Raw genomic sequence first — 14,944 nt, 5'->3', positions numbered from 1 at the left:
GCAACGTTGAACAACAGGCAGCCAATAACCATACACGATTTTATTGACATGCCCATGACGGTTGAGCAACGTTGAGACTCCTTCCAACGCCACCTACCAGGAGCACCCCATGGCCCATCATTCAGAAGAGTTTCTACGCCTTGCAGAAGCCGCCAAACAGCGTACCACCCAGGTATCGCCTAGCGATGCCAAACAGCGCATCGCCCAGGGCCACGTGGTGCTGGACGTGCGAGACAAGGAAGAGTACGAGCAGGGGCATATCGAAAACGCCCTCAACATCAGCCGAGGCACGCTGGAAATGCGCATTCAGGAAGCGATTCCCGATAAAGATACGCCCATTGTGTGCCACTGCGCAGGCGGCAATCGCGGCGCCCTGGCCGCCGACACCCTGCAGCAACTGGGCTATACCCAAGTCGTGAATATCGAAGGCGGATTGAAGGCGTTCAAGGAAGAAGAAGCGCCGTAAGCCGCTCCTTTTGGTAATGATGCTCGCCCTCCCATCGGCAGCTTTAGAAGACTCCGGTGACTTTCGGCTTGAATCAATGACGCACGAAAGGCCGCCGTCATGGGAGCGATTGGTTGTTTAGTGGGAGGGGTGTTTTTGTGGTTCCACATGTACCGTCAGCTCGAAGCCGCAGGCATCTGCATAGCGCTGCAACGTTTTCCAACCGGGGTTACTGCTTCCTCGCTCCAGGCGGCTAATGTTACTTTTCTGCGTCTCCAGACGTTTGGCAAGCTCTTCCTGAGTCAGCCCGGCACGCTGGCGCATTGAAATAAGCGTGGAGGCCAATGCAAACTCCGGTGCCAGACGTTCATATTCCGCCTTCACCTCAGGGTTCTGAAGCGCCTGCTCTTTTAGTGCCTTTAAGTTCATCATGACTGCACCTCGCGCTGTCTTGACCGCGCTAATGTTAACGCCTGACGCGGCGTTTTCTGGCTTTTCTTGACGAATGCGTGCAGCACGACGATGTGTTTCCCATGCACGTAACAGAACAAGGAACGGCCAATCCCCTCTTGTGCCTTTGCTCGAATCTCAAACAGGCCGTCACCCATGGACTCCGTGTGAGGAGGCCCTAAGTGAGCACCATGCTGCTCTACCATCTCCAGCAACCGAAGCATTCTGGCCTGTATTTTGGGTGGCATGCTTAAAATTTCTTGCTCTACGCCTGGGTAAAACTCAACCTGCCACTCCATAGCACAGCTCCGATCAAGTTATCTTTTATGATAACTCAGGATGTGTAAAAGTTCCTACTCCAGAGACACACGACAACCTCCATCTTATGGCACCATAGCGTGACCGCATCCCCGTGACGCCGATTGCCGTGAAGGAACGCCGCCGTATGCCTGCCAATGCCCTGCTCTCCCCCACTTCGCTCACCCCCGGCTTCATGGTGGTACACGCCAATCGCCTGGAGGATTTACGGGGGCTGGCGGTGGAGTGGATGCGGCGACACCCGCTGGGGCCGCTGGAGAACGAAACCATTCTGGTGCAGAGCAACGGCATTGGGCAGTGGCTGAAGCTGGCCCTGGCGGAAGACCCGAAGAACGGCGGCGCGGGTATTGCAGCGGCGCTGGACGTGATGCTGCCCGCGCGGTTTTTATGGCAGGCCTACCGCCGGGTGCTCACCCACGTTTCCCACGATGCCGACGCCGTGACGGAAACCTCGCCGTTCGATAAATCGCGCCTGGTGTGGCGGCTGCTGCGCCTGCTGCCCACCCTGGCCGGGCAGCCGGTGTTCGAACCACTGGCGCAGTTTCTGGAAACCGACCGCGACCAGCGCAAGCATTACCAGCTGGCCGAGCGGCTGGCGGATCTCTTCGACCAGTACCAGGTGTACCGCGCCGACTGGCTGGACGCCTGGGCCAACGGCCACGATGTGCTGATTACCGCCCGAGGCGAACACCGCCCGCTGGAAGAGCACCAGTGCTGGCAGCCTGCGCTGTGGCGCATCCTGCGTGACGATGTGGCCGCCACCCAAGGCGATGCCGGGCTGAACAGCAGCCGCGCCCAGGTACACCAGCGCTTTTTGAAGGCCACCGAACAGCTGGAAGGCCAGGCCTGCCCGCCAGGGCTGCCCCGGCGGCTGATCATTTTCGGTATTTCGTCGCTGCCTCAGCAAACCCTGGAAGCCCTGGCGGCGCTCTCCCGCTGCTGCCAGATCGTGCTGTGTGTGCACAACCCCTGCCAGTTCTACTGGGCGGACATCATCGAACACAAAGACCTGCTGCGCGCCCAGCGCTATCGCCAGCGGCGCAAGACCGGTATGCCCGACACGCTGGACGTACTGGGCACCGGCGATGCCGATGATGCCCTGCACCTGCACGCCCAGCCGCTGCTGGCCGCTTGGGGCAAGCAGGGCCGCGACTATCTGCGCCTACTCGATGAGCACGACGACGCGGGCAACTACCAAACGCTTTTCGAGCAGCAGGCGCTGCGCATCGATATGTTCGAGCCGTTCAGCGGCGAGGAGCGCCACTGCCTGCTCAGCCAGCTGCAAGACGATATCCGCGAGCTGCGCCCGGTGGCAGAAACCCAAGGCCAGTGGCCAGCGCTGCCCGCCACCGATGACTCCATCGTGTTTCATATTGCCCACGGCCCCCAGCGGGAAGTGGAGATTCTCCACGACCAGCTGCTGGCCGCCTTCAGCGCCGACCCCGCCCTGCGCCCGCGCGATATCATCGTCATGGTGCCGGATATCGACCGCTACGCCCCGCACATCGAAGCGGTATTTGGCCAACTGCCCACGGACGACCCGCGGCATATTCCCTACACGCTCTCGGACCAGGCCAGCCGCCACCGCCTGCCGCTGATGATCGCGCTGGAAAAACTGCTGCGCCTGCCAGAGCTGCGCCTGACGGTCAGCGATGTGCTCGACCTGCTGGAAGTGCCCGCCCTGCGCCAGCGCTTTGGCCTGGAAGAGCGCGACCTGCCGGTGCTGGAGCGCTGGATGGAAGGCGCGGGCATCCGCTGGGGGCTGAACGCCCAGCAGCGCCAGCGGCTAGAGCTGCCCGGCGGGCTGAGCCAGAACACCTGGGCCTTCGGCCTGCGCCGCCTGCTGCTGGGCTACACCGTCGGCGACGGCCACGCCTGGCAAGGCATCGAGCCCTTCGATGATATTGGCGGCTTGGAAGCGGGCCTGGCAGGGCCGCTGGCCACGCTGCTGGAAAAACTCGACGCCACCTGGGAAACCTTCTGCCAACCCACCGATGCCGCCACCTGGGTCGCGCGGCTGCGGGCACTGCTGGAAACCTTCTTCCTCACCGACGATGCCCAGGAAAGCATCATGCTCACCAGGCTGGAAAACGGCTTGCAGCAGATGCTGGAAAGCAGCCAGGAAGCAGAACTCGACGACCCGCTGCCGCTCTCCATGGTGCGCGAACACTGGCTGGCACAAATCGATGAACACAGCCTTTCCCAGCGCTTTTTGGCCGGGGCGGTCAACTTCGCTACCCTGATGCCCATGCGCGCCATCCCCTTCAAGCGGGTGTGCCTGCTGGGCATGAACGACGGCGACTACCCCCGCTCCCAGCCACCGCTGGATTTCGACCTCATGGGCAGCGACTACCGTCCCGGCGACCGCTCCCGCCGAGAAGACGACCGCTACCTGTTTCTCGAAGCGCTGCTCTCCGCCCGGGACCAGCTCTACATCAGTTGGATGGGCCGCAGCCAGATCGACAACTCCCCGCTGCCCCCCTCGGTACTGGTGGGCCAACTGCGCGATCATTTGGAGGCTGGCTGGCAAACGCACACCGGCGCGCCGCTGCTGGAAAGTCTCACCACCGAACACCCGCTGCAGCCGTTCAGCCGCGCTTACTTCAACCAACCGGCAAGCCGCCTGTTCACCTACGCCCACGAATGGCGGGAAGTGCATGCCCCCCGCACGCCGCCCGCGGTGGAGCGCATGCTACCCGCACCGGAAAACGCCCCCACCAGCCTCTCGCTGGCGCAGTTGGGCGGCTTTCTGCGCGAGCCGGTGCGCAGCTTCTTCAATACCCGGCTGGGGGTCTATTTCGAGCAGGAGGCAATCGCCGAGCTGGACGCCGAGCCCTTCGCGCTGGATGGCCTGCAAAACTGGCAGCTCCAGGACCAGCTGATTGCCGCCCAGCGCCACGCGGTGGATCACGGCCAGCCGCGTATCGAGGCGCTGCACGACGCGCTGGAGCGCTTTCAAGGCCAAGGGGTACTGGCCATGGGTGCCTTCGGCGAGCGCATGCGCGACGCCCTCGCCGACCCCATGGAAGCGTTGTTCAACGCCTACGAAGAAGCGCTCACGGCGTGGCCGCACGCGCTGCCAGACGCACAGGTGCAGTTCGAGGCCCACGGCCTCACGTTGGAGGAACCCCTGGGCGAGCTGCGCCAGGATGAGGCAGGCCAGCGCTGCCGCTTGCTGCTGCTCAGCAGTAGCCTGATTAGCCAGGGCAGCGGGCGCGGCCAGTACCGCTGGAGCCACCTGCTGCGCCCTTGGGTTGCCCACCTGGCAGGCAACCTCAGCGGCCCGATGACCACCCTGCTACTTTCCAAAGCCGGGCATGTCACGCTGGAACCCGTGGCCGCCGACACCGCCCGCCAGCATCTGGAAACCCAGCTCGCCGCCTGGCAAGCGGGCCAGCAAACCCCGCTGCCGCTGGCCCCACAGGCCGGTTTTGCCTGGCTGGCCAAGCAAGGCACGCCGGAGATAGCTCAGGAGAAAGGCCGAGACAGCGACGCCTTTGCTGCCGCCGAAGCCGCCTATGAAGGGGGTTACAAGGTCACCGGCGAAGCCGCGCAAAGCGCGTACTTGAGCCACCAGTGGCCCCGCTTCGAGCGGCTGTTTTTCGAGCAGGCCAACGGGCACACTTTTGCCACACTGACCGAATCACTTTACGCGCCGCTCTTTTTCGCTGTTAAGGGCAAAAAGGAGTAAAGCCACACGGCTATGAACGGCCCATGCTGAGGACTTTCTTCGCCAACGCAATCATCTCAGGGTCGCCGGTGTTCTTGGTGGGCACATCGGAAAGTTTCACCACCGGCAGCCAGCCCTGCCCTTCGGGGCGGGCCTCGACCATCTTGATCACCATGTTCATGGGCGCCACGCCGATATCGTTGGTGAAGTTGGTGCCGATCCCGAAGGCCATGCCAATGCGCCCCTGGCAGAAGGCGCGAATGCGCTCCACTTTTTCAGGGGTAAGCGCATCGGAGAAGATGATGGTCTTGCTCAGCGGGTCGATGCCCAGGCGCCGGTAATGGGCAATGGTGGCATCGGCGAACTCGATCGGGTCGCCGCTATCGTGGCGCACCCCGTCAAACAGCTTGGCGAACTTCTTGTCGAAGCTCTCGAAAAATGCCCGCGTGGTAAACGTATCGGTGAGCGCGATGCCCAAATCCCCCCGGTACACATCCACCCAGTGCTCCAGCGCCAGGCTGTTGGCCATTTTGAAACCGAAACGCGCCCCGTGGAACATGAACCACTCGTGGGCGTGGGTGCCGATGGGCTTCACCCCGTGGCGCATGGCCAGCAGCACATTGCTGGTGCCGCTGAAGGCCTCCCCGCCGTAGTGGCGCAGCGCTTCCACCACCCGGTCATGCACCGCAAACGAGAAGCGCCGACGAGTGCCGAACTCGGCAATCTTCAGCCCGTGCTGGCGGTAGAGTTCGATCTTCTCCCGGGTGCGCTGCTCGATGAGCGCTTCATCCTCTTCCGACACCGCCACGCCGCGCAGCCGATACCAAAGCTCGCTGATCAGCGCCATCAGCGGCACTTCCCATAAAATGGTGCGGTACCAAGGCCCTTCGATCACCACCGACAGCTCGCCGCCCTGCTGCTCTATGGTCACCTCGCGGGGGTCGTAACGAAAGCCCGCCAGAAAATCGAGATAGGTGGGGTCCAGGTAAGGGCAGGTGGTTTCCAGATAGCGCTTCTCCTCCTCGGTCAAGCACAGCGCCACCATGCGGTCTACCTCCCCGCGCAGCGCCTCACCAAAGCCCTCGGGAAAGGCATGCTCCCCGCGATTGATGAAGGCGTAACGGGCATGGGCATAGGGAAAGCGTTTGATCACGGCATTCTGCATCGTGATCTTGTAGAAATCGTGTAACTATTCAGGTGGTTGCGGATAGCCTGTCGACAACCACCTGATTTTTCTGGCATAGTGTGCCTAATCCTTCGGCATATCTATGCGGTGACATGACCATCAGCGATATCAACGTCGACGAGGCTCTGGAGCGGGTCCGACAGCAGCTCAAGGAAGACCAGACGGTCTCTCCGTCGCTGCGTGCGGCCATCGATGTGCTGATGTTGCTGGTCAAGCTCATGGCCGATCGCCTGGCCACCAGTAGCCGCAACAGCAGCAAGCCACCGTCCCAGGATCCCAATCGCCAGCGCCGCTCGCGCGCCAAAGGCGAGCGGCGCCCCGGCGGACAGCCAGGGCATGAGGGTAAGACGTTGGCGCCGGTGACGGACCCCGACGAGGTGGTCAAGCTCCGTGTCGATCGTCGGCAACTCCCCAAGGGGCGTTCTTACCGCCCGGTCGGCGTCGAAACGCGCCAAGTGCAGGACATCGTAATCCAGGCCGTGGTCACCGAATATCAGGCTGAGGTCCTCGAAGATGATCAGGGGCAACGCTACGTGGCGCCATTCCCCGAGGGCGTGACTCGCCCCATCCAGTATGGCCCTCGCCTCAAGGCGCATGTCGTCTATCTCTCCCAGTATCAGCTGTTGCCCTATGCGCGTATCCGCGAGTTGCTCACCTCGCAGTGCGGCCTGTCGCTGAGCACCGGCACCCTGTTCGCCTTCAACCAGGAGGCCTACCAGCGGGCCGAGGCGTTCGCCGAGTGGGTGATCCCGGCGCTACGTGAAGCAGCCACCGTCCATGCCGATGAAACCGGAATGCAGGTCGGTGGCAAACGCTACTGGCTACACAGCGCCTCCAACGAGGCCCTGACCTGGTTGGCCCCGCACCCCAAGCGCGGCCAGGAAGCGATGGACGCCATCGGCGTATTGCCCTTCGTGCGTGGCGTGCTGGTGCATGATCACTGGAAGCCCTACTACCGCTATCCGGATTGCCGGCACGCGCTCTGTAATGCGCACCACCTTCGGGAGCTGACAGCGGCCTGGGAGAACGATGGCCAGGCATGGGCCAAGGCCTTGCATGACCTGTTGTTGGAGATGCATCGCGCCGTGGAGGTGGCCGACGGCTGCCTCTCGGCCGATGAGACCCGAGCCTGGCGGCAGCGCTATCGAGATTGCCTGGCGAAAGGGGACGCCGAGTGCCCCCCGCCGGTGAAACCGCCACCTGGAACGCGAGGCCGGGCCAAGCGCACCAAGTCGCGCAACCTCCTGGAACGCCTCCAGGCGTACGAGGACGACGTGTTGCGCTTCCTCGACGACCCTGCCGCTCCCTTCACCAACAACCAGGGGGAACGCGATCTGCGAATGACCAAGGTCCAGCAGAAAATCTCGGGCTGTTTCCGCTCCTGGGAGGGGGCGGAGATCTTCTGCCGGATGCGCAGCTTCCTCTCGACCGCCGTCAAGCAAGGGGTGGCGGCGCATACCGCACTGGAGCAACTGTTTGCGGGTGATGTGCCATCCTTCATGCAGCCTACAGCCACGGATCAGGCGGCGTGAGCTAAACAGTTACGAAATCGTTATCCAGAAGCGAGGTCAGCATGAGATCCCTTCACCAGCGTCAACAGATCGCCAAGAGCGGCTAGCCCACTAGATTAGCAGTTGGCAGCGATACCTCACACCCTGCCCTCTTTTGCCCTAACTTGCGGGCAGTTGAGCGACTATCCGCCATCGGCAATAGAGTGCTAACCTTTAAAACATTAGCGTTCAGCGAGGAGCAGACCCCATGCGTCTTTCTCAATCACAGCGTGAGCTTATTCTGGCAGCCGTCCGTGAGTTTGCTGGGCCTTCGGTGGCCGTGCATGTATTCGGCTCGCGACTAGACGATGGTAAGCGAGGCGGCGATGTCGATTTACTGCTTATCTCACCCACCGCTATTTCGCTACTTGCCTGCGCTGAACTCAAAATGGCGCTTGAACAGCGCCTCCAGCTACCGTTCGATCTCGTAACCTACGTAAAAAAGGCGGAACCCACCCCGTTTCAAGCCATGGCGCTCGCACAGTCACGCTCAATAACGCTTGAGGAAGCGGCATGAGCCAAGATGTCCTTAGCGAACAGCAGCGTTATCTGGCGCAGCTGCTTGAAGCCATCCAGCGTTGCGCCTGGTTTCTTCACCAGTCACGCAAAAAAGTCACATGGCCTTTGGACGGTGACTGGTTAGCCGACCATAAAAAAGACGTCGACCTTTTTGAAACACTGGCCGCTATCAATGAGCGCTTTGCCAAACTCCAGGACTCCATTGCGTCTGCCATGAGGCACAGCGCTCTGTTGGCAGGTGAATCGACCGACAGCTTTCTCAAAGTCCTTTCGCTGTTTGAAAAACAAGGCGTCGTGGACGCCACCAGCGACTGGCAGCGTTGTCGTGCCATTCGCAATATTGCCGCTCATGATTACTCGACACACTACGCGCAAATAGCAGAGCACTTTAACCTGTTGAACGAACTTTCTGACGTTCTTCTCATCACGTCAAAAAGACTCGTGACATGGAGCGCTGAACAATTAGGGATTTTTCCAGCCACCCAAGACTTCTCCAGCGAGTTCGATAGCGTCTTTCAAACCAGCCTCTAACGCTGCTTTGCTCTTTTGCCCAGCACCCGGCGACGCGATATAGTGCCGGTGCCTTGGGTCACCCACCCAAGGCGCTTTGCTTTCCGCCTGCCGTGATGTTCGGAGAAGAAGAATGAGCCAGCCCGCCCCGCTGAACCCGCTGACGCTACCACTCCACGGCAGCCGTTTGATCGAAGCCAGCGCGGGCACGGGGAAAACCTTCACCATCGCGCTGCTTTACGTGCGCCTGGTGCTGGGCGGGCAGCACGGCGAGGACGACACCGCCTTCGTGCGCCCGCTCACCCCGCCGGAAATTCTGGTGGTCACGTTCACCAACGCCGCCACCCAGGAGCTGCGCGAACGCATTCGCCATCGGCTGGTGGAGGCGGCTGCCGTATTTCGTGATCAGGGTGAAGACTCTCTTCTTCTGGCGCTGCGCAGCCAGTACCCCGAGGCCACCTGGCCCGCCTGCGCTCGCCGCCTGGAGCTGGCCGCCGAGTGGATGGACGAAGCCGCCGTTTCCACCATCCACAGCTGGTGCTACCGCATGCTGCGGGAACACGCCTTCGATAGCGGCAGCCTGTTCTCGCTCAACCTGGAAAACGACCAGCACGAACTGGAGCAAGAAGTGGTGCGCGATTACTGGCGCACCTTCTACTACCCGCTGGACGCCGAGGCGCTGGGCAGCATCACCGGCTACTGGAAATCCCCCGACCACCTGCATCAGGACGTGCGCAAACTGCTCCACGAAAGCGACGCGCTGGGGGCGCTACGCCCCGAGCCAACCCACACGCTGAGCACCGCCGCCGCCGAGCGCAGCGCCCTGCTCAGCACCCTGAAAGCCCCCTGGCCCGCATGGCTGGACGACCTGGTGCCCGCGCTGGAAGACGCCGCCCAGCGCAAAGCCTTCAAAGGCCAAAGCTTCAACGCCAAAAGCCGCGCCAACTGGCTAGGCGCACTGCAAGAGTGGAGCAACAGCGACCAGGAACGCCCCGCGCTCACTCCCGCCGCCTGGAAACGCCTGACCCCGGACGGCATGGCGGAAATATGGAAAGAGGGCGCGCCACCCTGCCCGAAAGCCTGGCAAGCGCTGGCCGAGCTGCCCGCCGCGCTCAACACGCTGCCCGAGCCACGCAACGACCTGCTGATTCACGCCGTGCAGTGGTGCAAAGTGCGCCTGGAGCGGGAGCAAGAGCGCCGCGCCGAAATGGGCCCCAACGACCTGCTCACCCACCTGGACCGCGCCCTGCAAGGCCCCAACAAGGAGGCGCTGGCCGCGCAGATACTGCGCCAGTTCCCCGTGGCGCTGATCGACGAGTTCCAGGATACCGACCCCATCCAGTACCGCATCTTCAACGCGGTGTATGAAGTCGCCAGGCCCCGCCGCGACGCCGCCATGCTGCTGATCGGCGACCCCAAGCAGGCCATTTACGCCTTTCGCGGCGCGGATATCTTCACCTACCTGAAAGCCCGCGAAGACACCGCAGGCCGCCACGTGACGCTGGGCACCAACTTCCGCTCCAGCCGCGCCATGGTAGCGGCGGTGAACCACTGCTTCCGCTATGCCGATGAACATCCGGCAGGGGCGTTTTTATTCCGCGAAGAAGGCGGCGACAACCCGCTGCCGTTTCTGCCGGTAGACGCCAAAGGCCGAAGTGAACAGCTCGTTCACCAGGGCCAACCACTGCCCGCCATGACGCTTTGGCCACTCGCCGCCGACGAGCCGCTCTCCAAAACCGCCTACCAGACCGAGATGGCCGAACGCTGCGCCTCGTACATGGCGGAACTGCTCAACGCAGGCCAACACGGCAAGAGCGGCTTTCAAACCGACGACGTGCTCACCCCGCTCAAGCCTTCCGATATGGCAGTACTGGTGAACGGCCTGCAGGAAGCCCGCGCCATTCGTCAGGCGCTGGCCAGCCGAGGGGTGAAGAGCGTGTACCTGTCGGACCACGACAAGGTGTTCAGCTCGCCCATGGCCGCCCAGGTAGAGCGCTGGCTGCGCGCCTGCGCCGAGCCGCTGGCCAGCTCCCGCCAGGCCGAAGCGCACCTGCGCGCCGCGCTGGCCACCCCAGTGCTGGGGCTCAGCCTTGCCGAGCTGGACCACTTGCAGCAGAACGAGCTGGCCTGGGAAGCGCGGGTCGAGCAGTTCAGCCACTACCACCGCCTGTGGCAGCGCCAGGGCGTGCTGCCGCTAGTGCGCCGCATCATGGTGGATTTCGAGATTCCCGCCCGCCTGCTGGCAGAGTTCGAGGAAGGTGAGCGCTTGCTTACCGACCTGCTGCATCTGGGCGAACTGCTGCAACAGGCCAGCGCCGAGCTGGACGGCGAACACGCGCTGATTCGCTTTCTGTTTGATGCCATTGCCGACCCGGAAAGCCACGGCGACAGCCACAAGCTGCGCCTGGAGAGCGACGCGGATCTGGTCAAGGTGGTCACCATCCACAAATCCAAAGGATTGGAGTACCCGCTGGTGTTCCTGCCCTTCATCGCCAACCACCGGCCGGTGAAAGCCGAAGACGTACCGCTGCGCTGGCACGACAGCGAGGGCAACCTGCAGCTCAGCCTGGACGCCGATGACACGATACTCGCCACCGCCGACCGCGAACGGCTGGGAGAAGACCTGCGCAAACTCTACGTGGCGCTCACCCGCGCCCGCCACGCCACCTGGCTGGGGCTAGCCCCGCTGAAAGGCCTGGAAAACAGCGCGCTGGGCTACCTGTTGACCGGTGGCAGCACCCTTTCCTCCGATGCGCTCCCCAAAGCGCTCGATGCCCTGGTGGTTGGCAGCAACATCCACCTCGGCACGCCGCCCGAGCCCACCGCTGAACGCGTGACGCCCGTGGCGGAAAGCAACGCCCTGGGCCACGCCCGCACGCCCACGCGCCCGGCCAAAGAGCACTGGTGGATTGCCAGCTACTCCGCGCTGCGGCTTTCCGGCACGCTCACCGCCCCGGTGCTGCCACCGCTAGAGCCCACCACCGCCCAGGAAGCCACCGCCTTCGAAGTGCTGGATGAACCTCGGGATCTATCTCAACCGGAAGCGTATCACCTGCACAAATTCCCCCGTGGCCCCGGCCCCGGCACCTTCCTGCACGGGCTGCTGGAGTGGGCAGGCAAGCAAGGTTTCGATGCTGCCGCAAATGATAGAGAAGCCCTCAACGACATGCTGTGGCGGCGGGTGCAGCTACGCGGCTGGCAGGCGTGGCAAGAGCCGCTGGCGGGCTGGCTAAGCGCCCTGCTCACCACGCCGCTGCCGCTGGCCGCGCCCACCCCGCAAAGCGTGGCGCTGAATGAGCTGGAAAGCTACCAGGTAGAGCTGGAGTTCTGGTTTGCCGCCAAGCGGGTGAACACCCAAGCCATCGACGCGCTGGTGAGCAAGCACTTACTGCCAGGCATCGAGCGCCCCGCGCTGGATGCCGACACCCTCAACGGCATGCTGAAAGGCTTCATCGACCTGGCCTTCGAGCATCAAGGGCGCTTCTACGTGCTGGACTGGAAATCGAACTACCTGGGCCCCAACGACAGCGCCTACGAACCCGAGGCCCTGCGCCACGCGCTGCTCGCCAAACGCTACGACCTGCAGGCTGCGCTCTACCTGCTCGCCATGCACCGGCTGTTAAAAGCGCGCCTGCCGGATTACGACCCGCACCAGCACTTGGGCGGTTCGATGACGGTATTCCTGCGCGGCAGCCGCAGCCCTGGGCGTGGCGTGGTGGGCGAGCCCGCCCCGGTTGAACTCATCGAAGCCCTGGACAGCCTGTTTGCAGGCGAGCCCCACGCCACCCAGCAGGAGGCCACGGCATGAGCCGCCAGCACGACACCCACACCTTCGACATGTTCGGCGATGCGCCCACCGCCAGCGCTCACCCTGCACTGAGCAGCACTCCGGAACTGCTGGCCCTGTGCGAACGCTGGGTAGCACGCGGCTGGCTGCGGGACCTGGACCGCGCCCTGGTGCGCTTTCTCGCCAGCGAAGCACCGGATGCCCCCACGCTGCTGCTACTGGCCGCCGCGCTGGCCAGCCACCAGCTAGGCCGGGGCCACGTGTGCCTGGATATCAACGCCACGCTCAACGCGCCGGATTTCGCCCTTTCGCTACCGCCCGAAGGCGACGACCTCACCGACCCGCCGCCGCTGCCCAGCGACGTGCTGGCCACGCTCACGCTCAGCGAATGGCAAGCCGCCCTGCACCACCCGCTGCTCACCAGCGAAGGCCCCGGCAACACGCCGCTGGTAGTAGTAACCACTCACTTAACCAGCGCCACGCCCAACACGCGGCTCTACCTGCGCCGCTACTGGCAGTACGAACAAAGCCTCCACCAACACATCGCCGCCCGCCTGGAAGGCACAGGCGCAGAAAGCACGGGCACAGAAAGCCAAAGTGGGAGGCCAATTCACTGGGCGATGGGTGACGCCAGTCACCCTGGGTTACTCCCCCAAGCCCTGAACATTCTGTTCAAGCCAAGCAACGCCCTGGACTGGCAAAAAACCGCCTGCGCCCTGGCCGCCCGCAGCCGCTTCGGCATCATTACCGGCGGCCCCGGCACCGGCAAAACCACCACCGTGGTGCGCCTGCTCGCCCTGCTGCAAACCCTGCAACTGGCCCAGCACCCCAGCCAGCCGCTGCGCATCCGCCTGGCCGCCCCCACCGGTAAAGCCGCCGCCCGCTTGAACGAATCCATCGCCGGACAAGTCGCCAAACTCCCCTTCACCGACCTCACCATGTTGCTGAAAGGAGCCGAGCAGACAGAAGCTTTGAGTGAGGAAACTGTGTTGGAGAGGACTTTGTGGGAGGGAGCCTTGTGGGAGGGAGCTTCAGCTCCGGTTCGACGCCTCGACGACGATTCAGCCACAGAACAGCTGTCACACACAGAACAACTATCAGCCACCATCCCCACAGAAGTGACCACTCTGCATAGACTACTCGGCGCACGCCCCGACACCCGCCACTTCCGCCACAGCGCCGCCAACCCGCTGGCCCTGGACGTACTGGTGATCGACGAAGCCTCGATGGTGGATATCGAAATGATGGCCGCCACCCTCAGCGCCCTGCCCGCCCACGCCCAGTGCATACTGCTGGGGGACAAAGACCAGCTCGCCTCGGTAGAGGCCGGTTCGGTACTCGGCGACCTGTGCCGCCGCGCGGAAGCCGCCCACTACACCCCGGCCACCGCCGAATGGCTGGCCCAGGCCACCGGGCAACCGCTGCCAGCGGAGTTCATCGACCCCGCAGGCCAGCCGCTGGACCAGGCCATTACCATGCTGCGGGTCAGCCACCGCTTCAATGAACACAGCGGCATCGGCCAGCTCGCCAAGGCCATCAACCAGCCGGGCCATGCGCAAAGCGAGCGGGAAAAGCAGCAGGCCGTCACCGCCGTGCTGCGCCACGGCTACCCGGATATTCACCATTTGGTGATGAGTGACGACGCCGCGCTGGATAAGCTGGTGATTCACGGCAGCCCCAGCGGCTTTGCAGGCAACGGCGAAGGCCGCACCGACCACCAAGGCCAGCCCATCGCCCCGCCCACGGGCTACCGCCACTACCTCAAGGTGCTGCAAGCACAGCGCCCAAGGGGGGAATCCTTCGAGGAGAGCCCCGCCGTCTACAACACCTGGGCCAGCGAGGTACTCAGCGCCTACAGCCATTTCCAACTGCTGTGCGCGCTGCGCAAAGGGCCTTGGGGGGTTGAAGGCTTGAACCAGCGCATCGCCAGCACATTGCGTCGCGAAAAGCTGTTGTTCGGCAGTGACTACACCTTGGAGAAAGGCTGGTTTGAGGGCCGCCCGGTACTGGTGACCCAAAACGACTACGGCCTGAAATTGATGAATGGCGATATCGGCATCACCCTGGCCGTACCCGACCCGCGCAACCCGCAGCAGAAGCTATTAAGAGTGGCCTTTCCTTCATCAAGTGCTGCCAGCGACACCGACAAACCCATCCGCTGGGTGCTGCCTTCCCGCCTGCACGCGGTGGAAACCGTGTTTGCGATGACGGTGCACAAATCCCAGGGCTCGGAGTTCTTGCACACCGCCCTGCTGTTGCCGCCCACGCTGAACCCCATCCTGACCCGCGAGCTGGTGTACACCGGCATCACCCGTGCCCGCGAATGGCTCACGGTGGTGGAAGCCAAGCGCGGGGTGTTGAATGAGGCGGTGGTGAGGGAGGTGGTTAGGGTTAGTGGGGTTGGAGGTTAAAACCATTGGTTCTAGTTGAATCAGCTTTTGGCGGAGCCGCAACGAAAAATTTCCCTTGGCTGGCTGGGTGCTGGAATGGTCGCGGGCTGAAGCCACCT

Annotated in this window: 10 protein-coding genes; 7 read left to right on the top strand and 3 right to left on the bottom strand. The window is 63.3% G+C overall.

The window, feature by feature from the left end; translation table 11 throughout:
- Window positions 1-109: 109 nt before the first annotated feature.
- On the top strand, window positions 110-466 hold the full coding sequence (locus tag KVY02_RS05100; protein WP_039175970.1) for a rhodanese-like domain-containing protein: 357 nt from the start codon (window positions 110-112) through the stop codon (window positions 464-466).
- Between the two features lie 117 nt (window positions 467-583).
- Here KVY02_RS05100 and KVY02_RS05095 read toward each other — a convergent pair whose 3' ends face one another.
- Window positions 584-877 carry a helix-turn-helix domain-containing protein gene (locus KVY02_RS05095; RefSeq protein WP_227407773.1) on the bottom strand — a complete coding sequence of 98 codons (294 nt, stop codon included), beginning with the start codon at window positions 875-877 and terminating at the stop codon, window positions 584-586.
- Window positions 874-1,194, bottom strand: a complete 321-nt coding sequence (locus KVY02_RS05090) for a type II toxin-antitoxin system RelE/ParE family toxin (RefSeq protein ID WP_081135273.1) — start codon at window positions 1,192-1,194, stop codon at window positions 874-876. Before KVY02_RS05090 ends, KVY02_RS05095 begins: the two co-directional genes overlap by 4 nt.
- Before the next feature lie 146 nt (window positions 1,195-1,340).
- Here KVY02_RS05090 and recC point away from each other — a divergent pair, with 146 nt between their 5' ends.
- Entirely contained in the window at window positions 1,341-4,904 is a 3,564-nt protein-coding gene (gene recC / locus KVY02_RS05085; protein WP_218314614.1) for an exodeoxyribonuclease V subunit gamma, read from the top strand.
- A 10-nt stretch (window positions 4,905-4,914) separates the two neighbouring features.
- Here recC and pncB read toward each other — a convergent pair whose 3' ends face one another.
- Window positions 4,915-6,048, bottom strand: a complete 1,134-nt coding sequence (pncB, locus tag KVY02_RS05080; protein WP_218314612.1) for a nicotinate phosphoribosyltransferase — start codon at window positions 6,046-6,048, stop codon at window positions 4,915-4,917.
- A gap of 113 nt (window positions 6,049-6,161) precedes the next feature.
- On the opposite strand from pncB, the gene KVY02_RS05075 reads away from it, so the two are divergent.
- From KVY02_RS05075 to recD, 5 genes are all read left to right on the top strand, one after another.
- Window positions 6,162-7,601, top strand: a complete 1,440-nt coding sequence (locus KVY02_RS05075; RefSeq protein WP_218314611.1) for an IS66 family transposase — start codon at window positions 6,162-6,164, stop codon at window positions 7,599-7,601.
- 226 nt (window positions 7,602-7,827) lie between these two features.
- Window positions 7,828-8,136 carry a nucleotidyltransferase domain-containing protein gene (locus tag KVY02_RS05070; RefSeq protein ID WP_039175961.1) on the top strand — a complete coding sequence of 103 codons (309 nt, stop codon included), beginning with the start codon at window positions 7,828-7,830 and terminating at the stop codon, window positions 8,134-8,136.
- Window positions 8,133-8,669, top strand: coding sequence for a hypothetical protein (locus tag KVY02_RS05065; protein WP_096921249.1), 537 nt, complete (start codon window positions 8,133-8,135; stop codon window positions 8,667-8,669). The genes KVY02_RS05070 and KVY02_RS05065 overlap by 4 nt, the downstream gene beginning before the upstream one ends.
- A 112-nt stretch (window positions 8,670-8,781) precedes the next feature.
- Complete coding sequence (gene recB / locus KVY02_RS05060; protein ID WP_218314610.1) at window positions 8,782-12,456, top strand: exodeoxyribonuclease V subunit beta; 3,675 nt, start codon at window positions 8,782-8,784, stop codon at window positions 12,454-12,456.
- Complete coding sequence (gene recD / locus KVY02_RS05055) at window positions 12,453-14,846, top strand: exodeoxyribonuclease V subunit alpha (RefSeq protein ID WP_218314608.1); 2,394 nt, start codon at window positions 12,453-12,455, stop codon at window positions 14,844-14,846. The genes recB and recD overlap by 4 nt, the downstream gene beginning before the upstream one ends.
- The last annotated feature ends 98 nt before the right edge of the window (window positions 14,847-14,944 follow it).

This window comes from Halomonas sp. 18071143 (assembly GCF_019211725.1).
GTDB lineage: Bacteria > Pseudomonadota > Gammaproteobacteria > Pseudomonadales > Halomonadaceae > Vreelandella > Vreelandella stevensii.
Note: the sequence above shows the minus strand (reverse complement) of the source record. Positions and strands in the feature narration are given on the sequence as shown.

Coding starts and splice junctions, on each gene's coding strand:
- KVY02_RS05065 (WP_096921249.1), top strand. CDS start 8,133: ATGAGCCAAGATGTCCTTAGCGAACAGCAGCGTTATCTGGCGCAGCTG.
- KVY02_RS05095 (WP_227407773.1), bottom strand. CDS start 877: ATGATGAACTTAAAGGCACTAAAAGAGCAGGCGCTTCAGAACCCTGAG.
- recB (WP_218314610.1), top strand. CDS start 8,782: ATGAGCCAGCCCGCCCCGCTGAACCCGCTGACGCTACCACTCCACGGC.
- recD (WP_218314608.1), top strand. CDS start 12,453: ATGAGCCGCCAGCACGACACCCACACCTTCGACATGTTCGGCGATGCG.
- KVY02_RS05100 (WP_039175970.1), top strand. CDS start 110: ATGGCCCATCATTCAGAAGAGTTTCTACGCCTTGCAGAAGCCGCCAAA.
- pncB (WP_218314612.1), bottom strand. CDS start 6,048: ATGCAGAATGCCGTGATCAAACGCTTTCCCTATGCCCATGCCCGTTAC.
- KVY02_RS05070 (WP_039175961.1), top strand. CDS start 7,828: ATGCGTCTTTCTCAATCACAGCGTGAGCTTATTCTGGCAGCCGTCCGT.
- recC (WP_218314614.1), top strand. CDS start 1,341: ATGCCTGCCAATGCCCTGCTCTCCCCCACTTCGCTCACCCCCGGCTTC.
- KVY02_RS05075 (WP_218314611.1), top strand. CDS start 6,162: ATGACCATCAGCGATATCAACGTCGACGAGGCTCTGGAGCGGGTCCGA.
- KVY02_RS05090 (WP_081135273.1), bottom strand. CDS start 1,194: ATGGAGTGGCAGGTTGAGTTTTACCCAGGCGTAGAGCAAGAAATTTTA.